This window comes from Brevundimonas sp. AVps23W, from assembly GCF_058681395.1.
In genome coordinates, this window is record NZ_CM178738.1 from 2,016,131 (window position 1) to 2,036,015 (window position 19,885).

The window sequence follows — 19,885 nt, forward strand, 5'->3', positions numbered from 1 at the left end:
ACCCTCCCCTTACGCCAGCATCGCGACGGGATCTTCGATCAGCGGTTTGAACGCCTGCAGGAAGCGGGCGCCGGTCGCGCCGTCCACCACGCGGTGATCGCAGGTCAGGGTCACGGTCATGACCGTGGCCGGCACGACCTCGCCGTTCTTGACGACCGCGCGCTGCTCGCCCGCGCCCACGCTCATGATACAGCCCTGGGGCTCATTGATGATCGAGGTGAACTGCTTGATGCCGAACATGCCCAGGTTGGACACCGAGAAGGTGCCGCCCTGGAACTCTTCGGGCTTCAGCTTGCGTTCGCGGGCGCGCTTGGCCAGGTCCTTGGACTCGGTCGCGATCTGCGCCAGGCCCTTGGTCTCGGCCTTCTTGATGATCGGGGTGATCAGGCCGCCGTCGATCGCCACCGCCATCGAGACGTCGGCGTTGTGGTGCATGGCGATGCCTTCGGGGGTGTAGGAGGCGTTCGCTTCCGGCACCATCTTCAGCGCCAGGGCCGCGGCCTTGATGACGAAGTCATTGACCGACACCTTGATGCCTTGCGGCTCCAGCAGCTTGTTCACCTTGGCGCGGACGGCCATCAGCTGGTCGATCTCGCAGTCGATGAACAGCGGGAAGTGCGGCACGTTCTGGATGCTGTCGACCATGCGACGCGCGACGGCCTTCTTCATCCCGTCCAGCGGGATCAGGTCGTAGCTGCCGTCCGGAATACCCATCTGGGCCAGCGACTGCACCTGACGCGGTGCAATGCCCGAGGTTGCAGCGGCGGCGACCGGTTGAGCGGCGCCCTTGCCGGCGGCTTCGACGTCGCGTCTGACAATCCGGCCGTGCGGGCCGGTGCCCTTGACCGACTTCAGATCGACGCCGTTCTGGGCCGCGATCCGACGGGCCAGGGGCGACGAGAAGATGCGGTCGCCATTGTCCGACTTCGGGGCGGCCGGAGCCGGAGCGACCGGTGCGGACGCCTTGGGCGCCTCGACGGCGGCCGGTGCGGCCTTCGGGGCCTCCTCAGCCTTGGCGGCCGGCTTTTCGGCCTTCTGGGGCGCAGCCGCCCCGCCCTCGTCCTTCAGGCGGGCGATGGGGGTGTTGACCTTCACGCCTTCCGTGCCCTCGGCGACCAGAATGTCAGTGATCTCGCCCTCGTCCACGGCCTCGACTTCCATCGTGGCCTTGTCGGTTTCGATCTCGGCGATGACGTCCCCGGCGGAGACGACGTCGCCCACCTTGACGTGCCACTTGGCCAGAACGCCCTCTTCCATGGTCGGAGACAGGGCGGGCATCAGGATGTCGGTCATTGAGCAACTTCCTTCTCGGTCAGGGCGGCGCGGGCGTGGGCGTCGGTCCAGCCGTCGCAGATGGCCTTGAAGGCCTCCTTCTGGTCCAGACCCGCCATCTGGGCGTAGGCGTTGGAGAAGTGCCAGGCGCACTCGGCCAGAACCGTTCCCATGTGGCGCGGTTCGTTAAGCGCCGGGCGGATGTTCATATGGGGCGTGGTTCCGCCCCACCAGATCCGCGCCAGTTCGGTGACCTGGGCGGGATCGACCTGGCTCAGCTGTTCCGGGATGGCGAGCGCCTTCTCGTCCAGGCTCATGCCATCACCTGCTTCACGGCCGCGATGATCTTGTCCACGCCCGGCAGCGACAGGGCTTCCAGATTGGCGGCGTAGGGCAGCGGCACGTCTTCCTGGTGCACCCGGAGCGGCGGCGCATCCAGATAGTCGAAGGCGTGTTCGATGACGCGGGCCACGACCTCGGCGCCGACGCCCATCGGACCCCAGCCCTCTTCGGCCGAGACCAGACGGCTGGTCTTCTTGACGCTCTCGATGATGGTCTCGCTGTCCAGCGGACGCAGGGTGCGCAAGTCGACCACCTCGCACTCGATGCCTTCCTCGGCCAGTTTCTCGGCGGCTTGGAGGGCGAAGCCGACCATGCGGCTGTGCGCCGTGATGGTGACGTCCTTGCCTTCGCGACGGACCTTGGCCTTGCCGATCGGCACGACATAGTCCTCGATCTCGGGCACGTCGAACTCGAGGCCGTACATCATCTCGTGTTCGAGGAAGACGACCGGGTTCGGATCGCGGATCGCAGCCTTCAGCAGGCCTTTGGCGTCGGCCGCGTCATAGGGCGCAATGACCTTCAGGCCCGGAACCTGGGCGTACCAGGCCGAATAGTCCTGGCTGTGCTGGGCGCCGACGCGCGAGGCGGCGCCGTTCGGCCCGCGGAAGACGATGGGCGCGCGGATCTGACCGCCCGACATATACAGGGTCTTGGCGGCCGAGTTGATGATGTGGTCGATCGCCTGCATGGCGAAGTTGAACGTCATGAACTCGACGATGGGCTTCAGGCCCGCCATGGCCGCGCCGACGCCCAGGCCGGCGAAGCCGTGCTCGGTGATCGGGGTGTCCACGACGCGCTGGTCGCCGAACTCCTGCAGCAGTTCGCGGCTGACCTTGTAGGCGCCCTGATACTGGGCGACTTCCTCGCCGATCAGGAAGACCTTGTCGTCGCGGCGCATCTCTTCGGCCATGGCGTCGCGCAGGGCGTCGCGGATGGTCGTCTTCACCAGCTTGGCGTCGGCCGGAATTTCCGGATCGCGCAGTTCGACCTTGGGGGTCGAGGTCTGGGTCGGGGCCTTCTCGGGATCGCCGGTCTTGCCTTCGGCGGTCGCCTTGGGCGTATCGGCCTCGGCCTTAGGCGCGGGCGCAGCTGCGCCGTCTTCACCGGCCAGACGCGCGATGGGCGTATTGACCTTCACGTTCTCCGAGCCCTCGGCGACCAGGATTTCCAGCACTTCGCCTTCATCCACGGCCTCGACTTCCATCGTGGCCTTGTCGGTTTCGATCTCGGCGATCACCTGGCCGGCCGACACGTTGTCGCCTGCCTTGATGTGCCATTTGGTCAGCGTGCCCTCTTCCATCGTGGGGGACAGCGCCGGCATGAGGATGTCGGTCACGGATCAGGCCTCCACGTAGACGTCGGTATAGAGCTCGGACGGATCGGGCTCCGGGCTTTCTTGGGCGAATTGAACGGCCTCGGCGACGATGGCCTTGATCTCGTTGTCGATGGCCTTCAGCTCGTCTTCCGTCGCATTGGCGGCGGCCAGCAGGGTCTTGATGTGGTCGATTGGGTCGCGGGTCTTCTTGACCTCGTCCACCTCTTCCTTGGTCCGGTATTTGGCCGGATCGGACATCGAGTGACCGCGATAGCGGTAGGTCTTGACCTCGAGAATGTACGGGCCCTCGCCGGCGCGGGCGCGATCGACGGCCTTCTTGACCGCGTCACGCACGGCCAGAACATCCATGCCGTCCACCTGCTCGCCCGGAATGCCGAAGCTGGCGCCGCGTTGGCTGAGCTGGGTCGTGGACGACGAGCGTTCGATGCTCGTGCCCATGGCGTACTGGTTGTTCTCGATGATGTAGATGGCCGGCAGCTTCCACAGCTGAGCCATGTTGAAGCTCTCGTAGACCTGACCCTGGTTCGAGGCGCCGTCGCCGAAATAGACGAAGGCCACCGAATCATCGCCGCGGTACTTGCCGGCGAAGGCCAGGCCGGTGCCCAGCGACACCTGGGCGCCGACGATGCCGTGGCCGCCATAGAAGCCGGTCGGCACGTCGAACATGTGCATCGACCCGCCCTTGCCGCGCGACGAACCGCCGATGCGGCCGGTCAGTTCGGCCATGACTTCCTTGGGATCCATGCCGGCGGCCAGCATGTGGCCGTGGTCACGGTAGCCCGTGATGATCTTGTCGTGGCCCTGCTTGACGCTCTCTTGAACGCCGACGGCCACGGCTTCCTGGCCGATATACAGGTGGCAGAAGCCCCCGATCAGACCCATGCCATAGAGTTGGCCCGCACGCTCCTCGAAGCGACGGATGAGAACCATCTCGCGGTAAAAGCGGAGGAGGTCCTCCTTGGACGCCGAAGGCGTATTTGAAAGCTTGTCAGGCGCAGTGGTCTGAACGGCTTTGGCTGAGGCTTTCGCCATCCGGTATCTCCCGGCTAGGCGCCGGGGAGCGACGCCTTCTTATCGTTACGGAAGGGGGCTTTAGCAGCCTTCCTTCCCGAAACGCAAAGGGGTCCGGGCTCGGCTGTAACAATAGTTCAAGTGGCGAGGGTTTTCACCCTTGAACAGGCTGGGGCTGAACGCGGATCACATAGTCCCGCGGGTCGGAAAAGCCGAGAACGGCGCGCGCGCGCTCCTCCAGCAAATCCTTAGACAGGCTGTCAGTGCGCAGATAGCGGACCCGCGTCTCCAGGTCCCGCCGTTGTTCGGTCAGGTGGGCGAGCTGATCCTCACGACGCCCCATCAGGGCGTCGCGCGAAGATCCGCTCAGCAGGCCTCGCTCGCCCGTCAGAGCCTGCACGCCGAGATAGGCGAGCAACAGCAGCAGGGCGATGGAAAGGCGGTACGGCTTCATCCGTTCGGGCACGACAAACGCTCCTTCTGAGCGCGAAAAACACAGCTCAGGAACCGTGCCCGAAAATGCCTAATAAAATGTAGCTTGACCGTAAGAAAGTCGGCAAAGAACACTGATTCTTCGCCGACAATTCACGGGTTTAGCGCAGCAGCATGCCGTCGCCGAAATAGACGGCCTGGTCGCCCAGCATCTCCTCGAGGCGCAGCAGCTGATTGTACTTCGCCACCCGGTCCGAGCGAGCCAGCGAGCCGGTCTTGATCTGTCCACAGTTGGTGGCGACGGCCAGGTCGGCGATGGTCGAATCCTCGGTCTCGCCCGAGCGGTGGCTCATCACGGCGGTATAGCCGGCGCGGTGGGCCATATCGACGGCGTCCAGGGTCTCGGACAGGGTGCCGATCTGGTTGACCTTGATCAGGATGGAGTTGGCCAGGCCTTCGCCGATGCCGGCGGCCAGACGCGCGGGATTGGTCACGAACAGGTCGTCGCCGACCAGTTGGACCCGGTCGCCGAGCCGCTCGGTCAGCAGGCGCCAGCCGTCGAAATCATCCTCGGCCATGCCGTCCTCGATCGAGACGATCGGGAAGCGCTCGCACAGATCGACCAGATAGGCGGCCATGCCCTCGGCGTCGACGGTCTTGCCCTCGCCCGCCATGACGTATTTGCCGTCCTTGAAGAACTCGGTCGAGGCGACGTCCAGCCCCAGGTGGAAGTCCTCACCGGCCAGATAGCCGGCCGCCTGGCCCGCCTTGGTGATGAAGCTCAGGGCTTCTTCGGCCGAGGCCAGGTTCGGGGCGAAGCCGCCCTCGTCGCCGACGTTGGTGTTATGGCCGGCGTCCTTCAGCTGCTTCTTCAGCGCGTGGAAGATTTCCGTGCCCATACGCAGGGCGTCGGTGAAGGTCTCGGCGCCGGTCGGCAGGATCATGAACTCCTGGATGTCGATCGGATTATCGGCATGGGCGCCGCCGTTGATGATGTTCATCATCGGCGTCGGCAGGACGCGGGCCGAGACGCCGCCGATATAGCGGTGCAGCGGCAGGCCGGCCGAGATGGCGCTGGCCTTGGCCGCCGCCAGGGACACGCCCAGGATGGCGTTGGCGCCCAGGCGACCCTTGTTAGGCGTGCCGTCCAGGTCGATCATCGCCTCGTCCAGACGACGCTGGTCCTCGGCGTCCATGCCGGACAGGGCGTCGAAGATCTCGCCGTTGACGGCGTCCACCGCCTTCTGCACGCCCTTGCCGCCCCACAGATCCTTATCGCCGTCGCGCAGTTCGACCGCTTCGTGGGCGCCGGTCGAGGCGCCCGACGGCACGGCGGCGCGGCCGAACGAGCCGTCATCCAGGATCACATCGACTTCCACCGTCGGATTGCCCCGGCTGTCGAGGATCTGGCGGGCGACGATGTCGGCGATGTCGGTCATGGCTCGGCTCTTTGGCTCAGGCGGAAAACAGGTCCGAGGGGTTTAGCCGTCTCCCCGCGAATCGCCAATGCCTGCTTCGCCGCCCGCCGTCAGGAACAACCCTCGACCAGTTGAATCGAAGGATCGCCGGCGTGGACCATGGTCACCTTCCCGTCCGTGCCGACTTCGTAGCGGATGCCGCGTGCGGCGGGATCGGTCACATAGGCGGTCGATCCGCCAAGGGACCAGACGAACAGATCCTCCGCCGGCGCCGGCCAGTACTTGTGCGGCTGCGCGAAGACGGCGCCGCCATAGGCCTGTTTGATCGCCATTCCCGTGTCGCCGACGCCGAACCCGCGATCCGTCCTGGTCGTCGCGCCGCGCGCAGCGGTTATGCGGGTCAGCACCCCGTTCTGGATCATGACCATGACATCCGCCGGCGCATTGACCGGATGAAACTCGTCGCAGGTCTCCGGATCGGCCCCGCCGACGGCGTCTGGCTGCGAATCCTCGCCCCAAACCTGCACCAGCTCGGCGCGCGTCATGCCGATTCGCGCCGGCCCCAGGCCTTCACCTATCAGGACGGTCGCATCGACCGGCGCAGGCGCAGTTTCCGTCGGTCGGTTGGCGGTGGCCGCTGGAGGCTCAGCGACCGGGTCGTCACGGCGTTCACAGGCGGCGAGCGTAAGCAGCGCAACGGCGCTGACGGCGGCGAAACGAATCATGGGGCGAAGTCTCCAGCAAGCTTCGCCGCACTGAACGCACGAAAACGGCGCGCGGATCACCGCGCGCCGTAAATAACTTCGTCCGGGCGAGCCGGAAGGCCTTTAGAAGACTAGTCTTCCTTCGGCGTGATGACCTGGCGACCGCGATAGGTGCCGGTCTTCAGGTCGATGTGGTGCGGGCGCTTCAGCTCGCCGGTGTCCTTGTCCTCGACATAGACGTTCGAGCTCAGGGCGTCGTGGGCGCGGCGCATGTTGCGACGCGAGGGGGATACTTTCCGCTTCGGAACGGCCATGTCCGTCTCAATCTTCTAAGTCGGGCGCCGCCCAGAGCCGAAGCCTGATCAAGCGCGAAAACAATAGCGGCGGCCCCAACAGAGCCGCCACGCGAGGCGCGGCTTATGCATGAACCGCACGACGATTTCAAGGCGTTTCAGACAAGGCCTCTGCCACCGCCTCGCCGATGGCCAGCGAACTGGTCAGGCCGGGGCTTTCGATACCGAAAAGGGCCATCAGCCCTTCGATCCCGTGATGTTCGACGCCGCGCAGCTGAAAGTCCGGCTGCGGCTCGCCCGGACCATGCAGCTTGGGCCGGATCCCGGCGTAGTCGGGCGTCAGGGCACCGTCGGGCAGGCCGGGCCAGAAGCGGCGGATATAGGCGGCGAACACCTCCGCCTTGGCCGGATCGACCGAATAGTCTTCCGTCTCCACATAGGCCAGGTCGGGACCGAACACCGCCTGCCCGCCCAGGTCCTTGCGGTAATGGGTGCCCAGGGCGCCGGGAATGGGCGGCGGATAGATCAACCGGTCGAACGGCGCCTTGCCGACCAGGCGGAAATAGATCCCCTTGCCGAAATGCCCCGCCGGAATGTCGCCGGCTGGATAGCCCTCGATGGCGCCCGCCACGGCTTGCGCGGACAGGCCGGCCGCCGTGACCAGCAGGCGGCTGGAGACCTCCATCGCCCCCTCCCCGCCCACGCGAATCGTGAAGCCGCCGCCCGGCAGGGGCTCCGCCCCCTCGAACGGGGCCGAAACCACGACCGATCCGCCCGCATCCTCGATCTCGCCCTGGAGGGCCAGCATATAGCCGTGGCTGTCGAACAGGCCGCTCTCAGGCGACAGGATGGCGGCGTGAGCGTTCAGCTCGGGCTCCAGCGCCCGCGCCTGGGCGCCGGTCAGGTGCGCCAGTCCCTCGACCCCGTTGGCCGTCGCCTGTTCGAAGATGGCCTCGATCCGCTCGACCTCGGCCTCCTGCGTCGCCACGACCAGCTTGCCGCACTTCCAGTGATCGATCTTGTGACTGGCCAGGAAGTCATAGAGCGCCCGCCGCCCCTCGACGCAGAAGCGCGCCTTCAGCGATCCGGTCGGATAATAGAGGCCGCCGTGAATGACCTCGGAATTGCGCGACGAGACGCCCTGGCCGATGTGGCCTTCCTTCTCCAGCACCAGCACCGTCAGGCCCCGTTTCGACAACGCCCGACCGCAGGCCAGGCCCACGGCCCCGGCGCCCACGACGGTCGCGTCGAAATCGAAACTCATCGGCCGCCGTACCTCCGCTTCGCCTCGGCTTCGAAACAGCCGATCAGCTTTTCAACCGCCCGGTCGAAGTTCGCCGACAGCATCATATCCAGCATCCGCGACTTGAAGGCGAAGTCGATCATGAACTCCAGCCGCGCGCCATCGGGATGCGGGAAGAACTCCCACCGGTTCTTCAGATGCTTGAACGGCCCGCGCAGCAGGCCGACCTCCACCTTGGGCGCATTGCGGTCATGCCGGACCCAGGTCGAGAACCGTTCCTTCAGGAAGGAGAAGCCCACGCCCGCCTCGGCGTCCAGCACGGTGACGCCCTCGCCCTCGGCGCGTTCGTTCCAGACCCGCATCGACGTGACCCAGGGCACGAAGTCGGGATAGGCGCGCACGTCGGCGACAAGATCGGCAAGCTGTTCGGGCGCATAGGGAAGAATGCGCGTTACGCGGTGGACGGCCATTCGAAACTTTAGCGGCGCAGCTGCGCCTCGCGCGCGGCCTTCAGCCGGGCGAAGTCGTCGCCGGCATGGTGCGACGAACGCGTCAGCGGCGAAGACGACACCATCAGGAAGCCCTTGGCCCGGGCGATCGCCTCATAGGCCTTGAACTCTTCCGGCGTGACGAACCGGTCGATGGCGGCGTGTTTGCGCGTCGGCTGCAAGTACTGGCCGATGGTGATGAAGTCGACGCCGGCGGACCGCATGTCGTCCATCACCTGCATGACCTCTTCCTTGGTCTCGCCCAGACCGACCATGATGCCGGACTTGGTAAACTGCTCGGGGTCACGCTCCTTGACCATTTGCAGCAGACGTAAGGAGTGGAAGTAGCGCGCGCCCGGCCGGATCTTCAGATACAGGCGCGGAACGGTCTCAAGGTTGTGGTTGAAGACGTCGGGCTTGGCGTCGATCATCACCGCCGCCGCCCCGTCCTTGCGCAGGAAGTCGGGCGTCAGAATCTCGATGGTCGTGTTCGGCGCCTGGAGGCGCACCTGGCGCACCACCTCGGCGAAATGGGCCGCGCCGCCGTCCGCGACATCATCGCGGTCGACCGAGGTGATCACCACATGGTTCAGGCCCATCTGCTGGACAGCCAGCCCGACCTTGCCCGGCTCTTCCGGGTCCAGCGGCTGGGGCAGGCCCGTCTTGACGTTGCAGAAGGCGCAGGCCCGCGTGCAGGTGTCGCCCATGATCATCAGGGTGGCGTGCTTCTGGCTCCAGCACTCACCGATGTTCGGGCAGGCCGCCTCTTCACAGACCGTGTGCAGCCCCTTGGACCGGACGATGTCCTTGGTGTTGTTGTACTGGCCCGAACCGGGCGCCTTGACCCGCAGCCAGTCGGGCTTTTTCAGAACGACCGACTCCGGACGGTTCTGTTTTTCCGGGTGGCGCAGCTCCGACGGCTTGCGCTGAAGGGTGTCGATCAGTGTGACCATGGCCGGTATTTCGGCCTTCCGACGCGCAATGGCAAGCCACGGCCGGTTACAGATGATGGCTCGCCCCAGGGCGGGCTTGGGAACTCACGCCGCGTTACGCATCTTTTCAAGACGTCGTTGCGTCATTATTGACGAACGCCCGACAACAGAGAGGGCCCCTCGCGCCCTCCGCAGGAGACGCGTTTGCGCCAGGCCCTGGATCCCTCGCTGTACGACACCTCGCTGATCGACGCGCTGATCGACGCGCGCGCCCGGTTCGGGGACAAGGAAATCCTTGAGGACCAGGATCGCCACCCCCTCACCTATACAGGCCTGATCCGCGCCGCCTTCGTGCTGGGACGCAAGATCGCCAACATGACGGCGCTGGGCGAGCGGGTCGCCATCCTGCTGCCCTCGTCCATGGGCGTCGTGGTCACCTTCTTCGGCCTGCACGCTCACGGGCGCGTGCCGGTCATGCTGAACTTCACCGCCGGTGAAGCCAATCTGAAGGCCGCGATCAAGGCCTCGGGCGTCAAGAAGGTCCTGACCGCCAAACGCTTCATCGACCAGGCCAAGCTCGACGACCTGATCGCGGAGCTGCAAACGGTGGCCGAAGTCGTCTGGCTGGACGACGTGCGCAAGACCATCGGCCTGGCCGACAAGCTGTACGGCCTCGCCGCCGGCGCCGTGCCCAAGCGGTTCCGCGTCAAGACCGATCCGGACTCGCCGGGCGTCGTCCTGTTCACTTCGGGCAGTTTCGGCACCCCCAAGGGCGTGGTGCTGAGCCAGAAGAACCTGGTCGCCAACGCCCGCCAGGTCGCGGCCCATATCGACCTCCTGCCGGAATGGGTGATGTTCAATCCCCTGCCCACCTTCCACTGTTTCGGCCTGACCGGCGGGGTCATCCTGCCCCTGCTTCAGGGCTTGAAGGCCTTCCAGTATCCGTCGCCGCTGCACGCGAAACAGATCACCGACCTGCTGCCCCAGGTGAAGGCCTCGATCCTGTTCGCGACCGACACCTTCCTGAACCAGTACGGCCGCGTCGCCGAGGCGGACGATTTCGCCACCCTGAAGTTCGCGGTCGCCGGCGCCGAAAAGGTGCGCGAAGAAACCCGCAACCTGTTCAACACCAAGTTCGGCGGCGTCGAACTGCTGGAAGGCTATGGCGCGACCGAGGCCTCGCCGGTCGTGGCCGTCAACCACCCGCATCGCAACGCCCCCGGCACGGTCGGCCAGATCCTGCCCGGCATGGACTGGAAGCTGGAGCCGGTCGAAGGCATCTCCGACGGCGGCCGCCTGTATCTGCGCGGCCCCAATGTGATGAGCGGCTATGTCACCTCGGCCGAGCCGCTTGAATGGTCGCCCGTCGAGAACGACTGGCTGGACACCGGCGACATCGTCGATATCGACGCCGAGGGCTACATCACCATCAAGGGCCGCGCTAAACGTTTCGCCAAGATCGGCGGCGAAATGGTCTCCCTGACGGCGGTCGAGGGCATCGCCGGCGCGGTCTGGCCCGACCAACGCCACGCTGTCGTCTCCATCCCCGACACCCGCAAGGGCGAAAAACTGGTCCTGGTCACCGACCACGCCGAGGCCGAAGTCGCCCCTCTGGCCGAGTGGGCCCGCGCCAACGGCGCACCCGAACTGATCGTCCCCAAGAAGATCGTCAAGGTCGCCGAAGTCCCCGTCCTGGGCACCGGCAAGACCGACTATGTGACGATCCAGAAGATGGTCGAAAGCGCCTGATTTTTCACCTCTCCGTTCGCGAAGGCGAACGGGGAGGACAGACCGCGTCAGCGGTCAGGAGGGGGCGACTCCGCCGCCAAACGTGCTCGCACCAAATCATAGATAAAATCGACCACAGCCGCCTGATCCCGCATCACGCTCAATGCGCTTAACCGCACGACACGAACGCCACGTCCATGAAGCCAAGCGGTTCGCCGACGATCATGCGTAACCTGCGCCGGCTCGTTATGGACCGCGCCATCGACCTCGACGGCCAGCCTCGCCGCCGCGCAATAGAAGTCGAGGATGTAAGGCCCTATCGGATGCTGACGGCGGAATTTGCACTTGCCGAGGCTGTTTCGACGCAGCGCCTGCCACAGCCGAAACTCCGGCGGCGTCAAAGCCTTCCGAAACGCCTTTGCACGGGTGAAGCTCAAGCCGTCAGCCATGACGAGAGCATTGCACAACTCAAGCTTGGCGCCGAGTCGCCCCCACCTGGCGCGCAGAGCGCGCCTGTCCTCCCCGTCGGCCTTCGCCGACGGAGAGGTGAAATTACCCGACCCTGACCCCCGTCATCGAGATCGAGCCGCCCTCGATGGTGTCATTGAAGAAGCTCACCGGTTCGCCCGGCGCCTGCTGGGCGGCGATATACAGCACCGGCAGATAGTGTTCGTCGGTCGGCACGCTCAGTTGCGCGTCCTCGGCCAACCCGCCCCAGTCGATCAGGGCCTCGTGGTCCCCGCCCCGGAACGCCGCCTTTACCGCCTCGTTGAACCCGGTCGCCCAGGCATAGGGCTCGGCCCCCACCTCCCGCTTCCAGGTCCGCAGATTGTGGACGAAATCGCCCGAGCCGGCGATGACGATCCCCTCGTCCCGCAGCGGCCGCAGAGCCTTGGCCAGTTCGTAATGCTGGCGCGCCGTCAGCTCCCGGTTCAGCGACAGCTGCACCACCGGCACATCGGCGTCCGGCCAGACATGGCACAGCACCGACCAGGTCCCGTGATCCAGGCCCCATTGCGTCGTCTGCACCGCCCCGGTCAGCGCCGCGACCCGCGCCGCCAGTGCGGGCGAGCCGGGCGCGGGATATTGAAACTCATGAAGTTCACGCGAGAAGTTCCCGAAATCATGGATGGTTTCGGGTCGCTCCTGCGCGGTGACGCCCAGCCCGCGCGTCTCCCAGTGGGCGGAGATCATCACCACGCCACGGGGTTTGCCGACGGCCTCGCCCAGATCGCGCCAGGCGCCCCCATAGGGACCGCCCAGGGCGTTCATCGGCGAACCGTGACCGAAGAAGACGGCGGGCTGACGCATCGGATCAGCCGAACTGCTTCTTGGCGATCTCGGCGATATGCTTGCCCTGGAAGCGAGCGCCGTCCAGGTCGATCTGGCTGGGCATGCGCGAGCCGTCGCCCTTCGTCAGGGTGGTGGCGCCATAGGGGCTGCCGCCGACGATCTCGTCCATATTCATCTGGCCTTGGAAGGCATACGGCAGACCGACGACGATCAGTCCGTGGTGCATCAGGGTCTGGACCAGGCCGATCAAGGTCGTTTCCTGGCCGCCATGCTGGCTCGCGGTCGAGGTGAAGGCGCCGCCGACCTTGCCCACCAGGGCGCCGTTGAACCAAAGCCCGCCCGTCTGGTCGAGGAAGTTGCGCATCTGCGAGGCGACGGTGCCGAAACGCGTGCCGGCGCCGATGATGATGGCGTCATAGTTGGCCAGGTCCTCGACCTTGGCGATAGGCGCCGCCTGGTCCAGCTTGTAGCCGGACGCCTTGGCCAGTTCCTCGGGCACCAGTTCGGGTACGCGCTTGATATCGACGACAGCCCCTTCGACTTGACGCGCGCCTTCGGCGACAGCCTCGGCCATGGCTTCGATATGGCCGTAGGTCGAATGATAGAGGACGAGAATCTTGGGCATGGGGAGAGGCTCCGTTAAACAACTGGGCCGTATTCGCAACAACGACCGTTGCTAACTTGGCGTGAGCCTGTCCGTCATTCAAGTCCTCTGGTTCGGTTTTCCTGTCGCAGGCCCGGCTTGGCCAGGTTCACGGCGCGAAGGCCGGATCCCACGGCCGCACATATTCCCAATGCCACGGCTCATAGACATAGGGCACGAAGCCGAACCGGCCGGCATTGGCCACCAGCCAGCGATAGGTCGCCGTCCGCGCCATATGTTCGCGGCTGGCCGGCGCGGTCGAATCGACGCCCCACCCCGGCGCCTGGCCGACGTACAGATCGACCGCCGTCCCTGTCCGGTGCGGCGAACAGACGGCGCGGCGCAGACCGTCGCAATTGCCCTGCTGGGCGCAGCGCGCGGCGTCCGCCTCGGGATCGCGGAAGCCTGAGAAGATCTGGAGCAGTTCGGGATCGGCGGCGACCTCGGGAACCTCGGCACGGGCGGCGGCGACCAGACGGCGATAGGCGTCCAGCACGTCGCGTCGCAAAAGGCGGGTCAGCCGGTCGGCGTGTTCCTCCGAGGCCACCAGATAGCCCAGCTGATTGATCGGCGGCGGATCGGGGCATTCGCCGCGGGTGCGCGCCATCACGAACGGCCGACGCTCCTGCCACAGGCCTCGCAACACCTGAAAGGTCGCGGCGTCGAACAGGCCGGTCGGCGCCAGGCCATGGGTCTGCTGGAACCCCGCCAGCTGCGAGGCGAAGACCGGCGTGCCCGGCCCGCATTGGGTGTGCAGCTCCTGCTGGATCAGCGGGACATAGGCCATCCAGCCATATTCGGTCGCCCCGAACGGCGACCATTCCATCCCATAGGCCGAGCCCGTGTTGACCAGGGCCTCGTCGCCCCAGACGTCGGCGTTGGTATGGCACGGCCCCGCCGCACGCGCCCCGCCGGCGAAGGCCACGACCGCCCAGATCGTCAGAAACGCGAGAAGACATCGCCACATGGCGACAGCAAGCCCCAAGCCGGCCCACTGAGCAAGCACCGAACTTCACCTCCCCGTCGGCGAAGGCCGACGGGGAGGACAGATCGCGCAGCGATCAGGAGGGGGCGACTCAGACGGCAGGGACGACCGGCTCGACGTCAAACAGCGAGTCGCCCCCACCTGGCGTCCGCTGACGCTCCCGCCTGTCCTCCCCCGCGCCTTCGCGCGCGGAGAGGTGCGCGCACAATCCGACTCCGCTCGCGCGCCCAAACCTGCAATCTTGCGTCGGCCCGACTCATCCGGGCTGTCCTCGGACCCGCTGCATGACCGCCGCCTCCGCGCCCCGTCGTTCCAACGCCGTGCTCGCCGCCTTTTCCGGCCCCTGCCTGCCGCTGGCGGCCTTCGGCGTCGCCCTGCCCGTCACCCTGCCGGAGTTCTACGCCACATATGTCGGGCTGGAGCTGGGGGTGGTGGCGACCGTCTTCATGGCCGTGCGTCTGATCGACATCGTCTTCGATCCCTTCCTCGGCTGGGGCATGGACAAGACCAAGACCCGCTTGGGCCGCTATCGCCCCTGGATGGCGATCTCGACGCCGATGCTGATGCTGGCGGCCCTGATGATGTTCGTCGTGGTTCAGCCGGGCGCGCCGCCGATCTATCTGTTCGGCTGGCTGCTGTTTCTCTACCTCGGCTTCTCCATCGGCACCCTGGGCCAGCTGGGCTGGGCCGCCGTTCTCGCGCCCCAGTATGATCAGCGCAGCCGCGTCTACGGCTGGTGGCAGGTGTTCAACATCATCGGGGTGGTGCTGATCCTGGTCCTGCCGACCGTGGTGGTCCAGACCGGCATCGGGACCTATGCCGACGGCGTGCGGATCATGGGCTGGGGCATCGTCATCGCCCTGCCGGTCACCATCGGCCTGGCCATGGTCGCCGTGCCCGAGCCCGTCACCACCGGCGCTCAGCCGCACGGCAGCCTCAGCGCCTATCTGGCCCTGCTGCGGACGCGCGTGGTGCAGAAACTGCTGATCGCCGACCTGCTGCTGGGCGTGGCGCCGGGCATCACCGGCTCGCTGCTGTTCTTCTTCTTCGGCCAGATCCGCGGCTACGACCATACCGAGGCCGGGCTGTTCATGCTGTTCTACTTCGTCGCCGGCCTGTGCGGCGCGCCCTTCTGGGCCTGGCTGGCGACCCGCGTCGGCAAGGACAAGGGCCTGGCCATCGCCAGCATCGTCTCGGCGGTCCTCTATGTCGGGGCCACCCTGGTCCCCGGCGGCAATTTCGTCCTGACCGCGGTGGTCATGTTCATCGCCGGCCTGCCCTACGCCGCCGGCCTGTTCCTGACCCGCGCCATGATGGCCGACGCCGGCGACCAGGAGCGGTTCGAGACCGGCGTCGACCGCACCGGCCTGATGCTGTCCATTCTCTCGGCCACCACCAAGATCGGCCACGTCGTCGCCCTCGTGCCCTATCTGATCCTCCAGTGGGTCGGCTTCCGCGCCCTTCCCGGTCCGGACGGTAACAGCGACGTGGCCCTGCTCACGCTCCAGATCCTCTTCATCCTGGTCCCCGGCGTGCTGCTGGTGCTGGCGAGTTGGACGCTGAAGAACTATCCGCTGACGGCGGCGCGTCACAACGAAATCCGCCAGGCCCTGGACGCCCGCGACGCGGAGGCTCAGGCGTGAGACCCATCGACCGCCTGCTGGGCGTCATGGAGCGGCTGCGCGATCCGGACGGCGGCTGCCCCTGGGACGTGGAGCAGACCTTCGCCACCATCGCCCCCTATACGATCGAAGAAGCCTACGAGGTCGCCGACGCCATCGAGCGCAACGACCTGAATGAGCTGAAGGGCGAACTGGGCGACCTGCTGTTCCAGGTCGTCTTCCACGCCCGCATGGCCGAGGAACAGGGGCTATTCGCCTTCGATGACGTGGTCACCGCCATCGCCGACAAGCTGGAACGCCGCCACCCCCACGTCTTCGGCGACGAAGCCCAGCGCACCTCGAAAGAACAGACCGTCGCCTGGGAGGTCATCAAGGCCGCCGAACGCAAGGACCGCAAGAAGCCCGGCGTCCTCGACGACGTCCCCGTCGGCCTGCCCGCCCTGACCCGCGCCGCCAAACTGACCAGGCGCGCCGGCCGCGTCGGCTTCGACTGGCCCTCGACCGACGAGGTGTTCGACAAGCTGGCGGAAGAGGTGGCGGAACTGCGCGTCGAGATCGCCGCCGGCGACATGGCCAAGGCGCGCGAGGAGATGGGCGACCTGCTGTTCGTCGTCGCCAACCTGGCCCGCAAGCTGGACGTCGAGCCCGAGGACGCCCTGCGCGCCACCAACGCCAAGTTCGTCCGCCGCTTCGGCTTCATTGAGGCCGAACTGGCCAAGGACGGCCGCACCCCCGACCAATCGACGCTGGATGAGATGGACCGCCTCTGGGACGCCGCAAAGGTTGCGGAGCGACGGTATTCTCCATGACCGAATTTTTTGCTGCTCTCGCTGGCGCGCTTATCGCGGGTTCAATCAGCGGTGTATTACAGTGGTTGAGCTTCCAAGAGCAGCATCGCATTCGACGCGTGGAGCGACGTGCGGCAGACCAGAAAATAAGGGAAGTGCAAGACGAGCATGAGGCCGTACTGGCCTTTTCGATTATGATTAAAATAAATCGAGCCCTTACAAATATACAGCAGATAAAAGAGCAAATAGACAAAGGCTTTATCAGCTCAGTTACCAATAAAATGGAACTTGCAAACGCCGTTCAGCCACTCTCTTCAGATCCAGATCGAATTAGCTTCACCGTCGAAGAAATGGCGTTGACCCGTCATTTCAGGAATTCTGATATTGCAAACAATCTTATTGATTTGCCAGGAATTTTAGACGTTTATATTGACAACATGGCCATCGTTAGAAGGCTAAAGGACGAAGTCTCTCAGCTCGCTAAAACGATAGAAATCGATAGATCTGGCCGTGCATTTAGTAGTTTCGACGAACGCAACGCTCAAACAGCAAAACTAAAAATATTTCAAGCAAATCAACTTCTGCGACACCTATTAGGCAGAGGGATAGTTGACTACCCAAAGACACACAGGTTGTTTTCTCAATTTCAAGCCGCAGCAACAGACCGATTAGGGCGAAGCCGACTGAAGATCGAATGGGACCTGTCTGGCGAGGTGGTTTTTAGGCGAGGCCGAGATTAATTGACTTACGACCTGATCATCTTCGACTACGACGGCGTCGTCGCCGACAGCGAGGTGCTGAACAGCACCGTCATGGCCGAGCAACTGACCGCCATCGGCCTGCCCACCAGTCTGGACGAGGTGCTGGCCGCCTATACGGGCAAGCGCTGGCGCGACAACCGGCCCGTGGTCGAGGCGGCCCTGGGCCGGGCCTGCCCCGAGGACTTCCACACCACCTGGTTCGCCACCTGCCGCGCCCGCGCGCCGATCCATCTGAAGCCCGTCCCCGGCATGATCGACTTCGTCGCCGCCCGGTCCGAGGCGCGCTGCATCGCCTCGTCCAGCGGCCCCGACTGGATCGGCGTCGGCCTGGACCTGTTCGGCCTGACCGATCATTTCGACGGCGCCGTCTTCACCGGCCTGGTGGTCGAGCGCGGCAAGCCCCACCCCGACATCTTCCTGCACGCCGCCGACAGCATGGGCGTCAATCCGGCCCGCGTTCTGGTGATCGAGGACAGCGAGGCGGGCGTCACCGCCGGGGTTGCGGCCGGCATGACCGTGATCGGCCTGACCGCCGGCGGCCATATCCGCGACGGCCACGCCGAACGCCTGGTCGCGCGCGGCGCCCACCACATCGCCGACAGCTACGCCGCCGTCGCCGCCTTCATGGACCGTTAGCCGCCCGGCTTGCACGTGGCAAACCAACGGTAACCCAATCTCTACACCTGCGCTTTAGGCTCCACCATCCAGCATCTGGGTCGATGGGACGACTGATGTCTGGGGAGCGGGTGAATGAGCGACTACGAGCAGAACTACGTCAGGGGCTGGGAGAACCCGCGGACAATTTCCGACGGCCAACAGGCGCGTTGCCGGGAGGAGACCTCGCCCGTGGAGATCATCGAGCGATCACACGCAAGCAGCGCCCCAAGCCTTTCCAGCCTTTTCATCGAGGGCATAGCCCTGCTTTTGATGGTCTGCTGTGTTTCGGCCTGGCTGGCCTGAAGCAAAGTCCCAGCCGCCAGGCCTAATCCACAGATAAGCCCGGGGTTTAGGCCGCCACCACCTCTTCCTGCGCCGGCACGGTGCGGATCATATAGTCGAAGGCCGCCAGACCCGCCTTGGAGCCTTCGCCCATCGCCACCACGATCTGCTTGTAGGGCACGGTCGTCACATCGCCCGCGCCGAAGATGCCCGGCTGGGACGTCTCGCCGCGATGATCCACCTCGATCTCGCCGCGCGGCGTCAGACCCACCGCCCCGTGCAGCCATTCGGTGTTCGGCACCAGGCCGATCTGCACGAAGATCCCTTCCAGATCGACGTCATGATGGGCGTCCGAGTTGCGGTCCTTGTAGGACAGGCCCGTCACCTTCTCGCCGTCGCCGTGCACCTGGGTCGTCAGGGCCGAGGTGACGATCCGCACGTTCGGCAGGGTCGCCAGCTTGCGTTGCAGCACCGCATCGGCCCGCAGTTCGCTGTCGTATTCGATCAGGGTCACATGGGCCACGATGCCCGCCAGATCGATGGCCGCCTCGACGCCCGAGTTGCCGCCGCCGATCACCGCCACCCGCTTGCCCTTGAACAGCGGCCCGTCGCAGTGCGGGCAATAAGCCACGCCCTTGTTCTTGTACTGGTCCTCGCCCGGCACATTCATCTGGCGCCAGCGCGCGCCGGTGGCCAGGATGACGGTGCGCGACTTCAGGCTGGCGCCGTTCTCCAGCACCACCTCGTGCAGCCCGCCCGGAACCTTGGCCGGCACCAGCTTGGCCGCCTTTTGCAGGTTCATGATGTCCACCTCATATTCGCGGACATGCTGTTCCAGATGGGCGGCCAGTTTCGGCCCCTCGGTATGGGGCACCGAGATGAAGTTCTCGATCGCCATGGTGTCCAGCACCTGGCCGCCGAACCGCTCGGCCGCGATGCCGGTGCGGATGCCCTTGCGCGCCGTATAGATGGCGGCCGCCGCCCCGGCCGGGCCGCCGCCGATCACCAGAACGTCGAACGGGTCCTTGGCCTTCAGCCGCTCGGCGGCGCGCGCCTCGGCGCCCGAATCGATCTTGGCGACGATCTGCTCCAGCTCCATCCGGCCCTGACCGAACAGTTCGCCGTTCAGGAAGACGGTCGGCACGGCCATGATCTTGCGCTCGTCCACCTCGTCCTTGAACAGGCCGCCTTCGATGGCGACGTGTTTGATGCGCGGGTTCAGCACGCTCATCAGGTTCAGCGCCTGCACCACGTCGGGGCAGTTCTGGCACGACAGCGAGAAATAGGTCTCGAACACATAGTCGCCGTCCAGGTCCTTGACCTGCTGGATCACCTCCTGCGCCACCTTGGACGGATGGCCGCCGACGTGCAGCAGGGCCAGCACCAGCGAGGTGAACTCGTGGCCCAGCGGAATGCCCGCGAACCGCACGCCGATGTCCGTGCCCTTGCGGCGGATCAGGAAGCTGGGCTGGCGTTCGTCGTCATAGTCGCGGCCCATCTCGACCTTGCCGTGCGAAACCGAGACGATCTCCTCCAGCAGGGTCTTCAGCTCGATCGACTTCGGCCCGGCGCCCAGCGAGGCGACCAGTTCGACCGGATGGACGATGTTCTTGAGATAGGCCTCAAGCTGAGATTTCAGATTGGCGTCCAGCATG

22 protein-coding genes are annotated in these 19,885 nt (G+C 65.6%); 6 read left to right on the forward strand and 16 right to left on the reverse strand.

Translation table 11 applies throughout. The features are described 5' to 3' along the window. Window positions 1-9 precede the first annotated feature (9 nt). The 11 genes from ACW177_RS09825 to lipA all read right to left on the reverse strand — a co-directional run bounded on the left by ACW177_RS09825 (window position 10) and on the right by lipA (window position 9,492). Window positions 10-1,293, reverse strand: coding sequence for a pyruvate dehydrogenase complex dihydrolipoamide acetyltransferase (locus ACW177_RS09825; RefSeq protein WP_492025542.1), 1,284 nt, complete (start codon window positions 1,291-1,293; stop codon window positions 10-12). Further along, a complete protein-coding gene (locus ACW177_RS09830; RefSeq protein ID WP_492025543.1) occupies window positions 1,290-1,589 on the reverse strand; it encodes a DUF5076 domain-containing protein in 300 nt (99 codons plus the stop codon). The genes ACW177_RS09825 and ACW177_RS09830 overlap by 4 nt, the downstream gene beginning before the upstream one ends. Continuing rightward, window positions 1,586-2,950: a pyruvate dehydrogenase complex E1 component subunit beta gene (locus tag ACW177_RS09835; protein ID WP_492025544.1), complete on the reverse strand. Its 1,365-nt coding sequence runs from the start codon at window positions 2,948-2,950 to the stop codon at window positions 1,586-1,588. The genes ACW177_RS09830 and ACW177_RS09835 overlap by 4 nt, the downstream gene beginning before the upstream one ends. 3 nt (window positions 2,951-2,953) lie before the next feature. Then, window positions 2,954-3,982 carry a pyruvate dehydrogenase (acetyl-transferring) E1 component subunit alpha gene (gene pdhA / locus ACW177_RS09840; RefSeq protein ID WP_492025545.1) on the reverse strand — a complete coding sequence of 343 codons (1,029 nt, stop codon included), beginning with the start codon at window positions 3,980-3,982 and terminating at the stop codon, window positions 2,954-2,956. A gap of 133 nt (window positions 3,983-4,115) precedes the next feature. Beyond that, window positions 4,116-4,415 carry an FtsB family cell division protein gene (locus ACW177_RS09845; protein ID WP_492028104.1) on the reverse strand — a complete coding sequence of 100 codons (300 nt, stop codon included), beginning with the start codon at window positions 4,413-4,415 and terminating at the stop codon, window positions 4,116-4,118. A gap of 139 nt (window positions 4,416-4,554) precedes the next feature. Beyond that, window positions 4,555-5,832, reverse strand: a complete 1,278-nt coding sequence (gene eno, locus ACW177_RS09850) for a phosphopyruvate hydratase (RefSeq protein WP_492025546.1) — start codon at window positions 5,830-5,832, stop codon at window positions 4,555-4,557. Between the two features lie 89 nt (window positions 5,833-5,921). Then, window positions 5,922-6,536 (reverse strand): hypothetical protein, encoded by a 615-nt coding sequence (locus ACW177_RS09855; RefSeq protein WP_492025547.1) that lies wholly within the window; start codon window positions 6,534-6,536, stop codon window positions 5,922-5,924. Between the two features lie 110 nt (window positions 6,537-6,646). Continuing rightward, window positions 6,647-6,829 carry a 50S ribosomal protein L32 gene (gene rpmF, locus ACW177_RS09860; RefSeq protein ID WP_035305966.1) on the reverse strand — a complete coding sequence of 61 codons (183 nt, stop codon included), beginning with the start codon at window positions 6,827-6,829 and terminating at the stop codon, window positions 6,647-6,649. A gap of 127 nt (window positions 6,830-6,956) precedes the next feature. Beyond that, on the reverse strand, window positions 6,957-8,072 hold the full coding sequence (locus tag ACW177_RS09865; protein ID WP_492025548.1) for an NAD(P)/FAD-dependent oxidoreductase: 1,116 nt from the start codon (window positions 8,070-8,072) through the stop codon (window positions 6,957-6,959). Beyond that, a complete protein-coding gene (locus tag ACW177_RS09870) occupies window positions 8,069-8,521 on the reverse strand; it encodes a type II toxin-antitoxin system RatA family toxin (RefSeq protein WP_492025549.1) in 453 nt (150 codons plus the stop codon). The genes ACW177_RS09865 and ACW177_RS09870 overlap by 4 nt, the downstream gene beginning before the upstream one ends. An 8-nt stretch (window positions 8,522-8,529) precedes the next feature. Further along, window positions 8,530-9,492 (reverse strand): lipoyl synthase, encoded by a 963-nt coding sequence (gene lipA, locus ACW177_RS09875; protein WP_492025550.1) that lies wholly within the window; start codon window positions 9,490-9,492, stop codon window positions 8,530-8,532. A 183-nt stretch (window positions 9,493-9,675) separates the two neighbouring features. Here lipA and ACW177_RS09880 point away from each other — a divergent pair, with 183 nt between their 5' ends. Next, complete coding sequence (locus tag ACW177_RS09880) at window positions 9,676-11,220, forward strand: AMP-binding protein (RefSeq protein ID WP_492025551.1); 1,545 nt, start codon at window positions 9,676-9,678, stop codon at window positions 11,218-11,220. Between the two features lie 47 nt (window positions 11,221-11,267). Here ACW177_RS09880 and ACW177_RS09885 read toward each other — a convergent pair whose 3' ends face one another. The 4 genes from ACW177_RS09885 to ACW177_RS09900 all read right to left on the reverse strand — a co-directional run bounded on the left by ACW177_RS09885 (window position 11,268) and on the right by ACW177_RS09900 (window position 14,102). After that, on the reverse strand, window positions 11,268-11,648 hold the full coding sequence (locus ACW177_RS09885) for an endonuclease domain-containing protein (protein ID WP_492025552.1): 381 nt from the start codon (window positions 11,646-11,648) through the stop codon (window positions 11,268-11,270). A gap of 103 nt (window positions 11,649-11,751) precedes the next feature. Continuing rightward, on the reverse strand, window positions 11,752-12,510 hold the full coding sequence (gene ygiD / locus ACW177_RS09890) for a 4,5-DOPA-extradiol-dioxygenase (protein ID WP_492025553.1): 759 nt from the start codon (window positions 12,508-12,510) through the stop codon (window positions 11,752-11,754). A 4-nt stretch (window positions 12,511-12,514) separates the two neighbouring features. Next, complete coding sequence (gene wrbA / locus ACW177_RS09895; protein WP_492025554.1) at window positions 12,515-13,117, reverse strand: NAD(P)H:quinone oxidoreductase; 603 nt, start codon at window positions 13,115-13,117, stop codon at window positions 12,515-12,517. A gap of 127 nt (window positions 13,118-13,244) precedes the next feature. Further along, window positions 13,245-14,102 (reverse strand): D-alanyl-D-alanine carboxypeptidase family protein, encoded by an 858-nt coding sequence (locus tag ACW177_RS09900; RefSeq protein WP_492025555.1) that lies wholly within the window; start codon window positions 14,100-14,102, stop codon window positions 13,245-13,247. Window positions 14,103-14,404: 302 nt separating this feature from the next. On the opposite strand from ACW177_RS09900, the gene ACW177_RS09905 reads away from it, so the two are divergent. The 5 genes from ACW177_RS09905 to ACW177_RS09925 all read left to right on the forward strand — a co-directional run bounded on the left by ACW177_RS09905 (window position 14,405) and on the right by ACW177_RS09925 (window position 18,251). Beyond that, window positions 14,405-15,763 (forward strand): MFS transporter, encoded by a 1,359-nt coding sequence (locus ACW177_RS09905; protein WP_492025556.1) that lies wholly within the window; start codon window positions 14,405-14,407, stop codon window positions 15,761-15,763. A 26-nt stretch (window positions 15,764-15,789) separates the two neighbouring features. Continuing rightward, on the forward strand, window positions 15,790-16,551 hold the full coding sequence (mazG, locus tag ACW177_RS09910; RefSeq protein WP_492028105.1) for a nucleoside triphosphate pyrophosphohydrolase: 762 nt from the start codon (window positions 15,790-15,792) through the stop codon (window positions 16,549-16,551). After that, the gene (locus ACW177_RS09915) at window positions 16,548-17,270 is read left to right on the forward strand and encodes a hypothetical protein (protein WP_492025557.1); all 723 of its coding nucleotides are present in this window, start codon (window positions 16,548-16,550) and stop codon (window positions 17,268-17,270) included. Before mazG ends, ACW177_RS09915 begins: the two co-directional genes overlap by 4 nt. Beyond that, a complete protein-coding gene (locus ACW177_RS09920; protein WP_492025558.1) occupies window positions 17,271-17,927 on the forward strand; it encodes an HAD family hydrolase in 657 nt (218 codons plus the stop codon). Between the two features lie 114 nt (window positions 17,928-18,041). Beyond that, entirely contained in the window at window positions 18,042-18,251 is a 210-nt protein-coding gene (locus ACW177_RS09925) for a hypothetical protein (protein ID WP_492025559.1), read from the forward strand. A 46-nt stretch (window positions 18,252-18,297) separates the two neighbouring features. Here the strand turns inward: ACW177_RS09925 and ahpF are convergent, their stop codons facing one another. Further along, entirely contained in the window at window positions 18,298-19,884 is a 1,587-nt protein-coding gene (gene ahpF / locus ACW177_RS09930; RefSeq protein WP_492025560.1) for an alkyl hydroperoxide reductase subunit F, read from the reverse strand. Window position 19,885 lies beyond the last annotated feature (1 nt).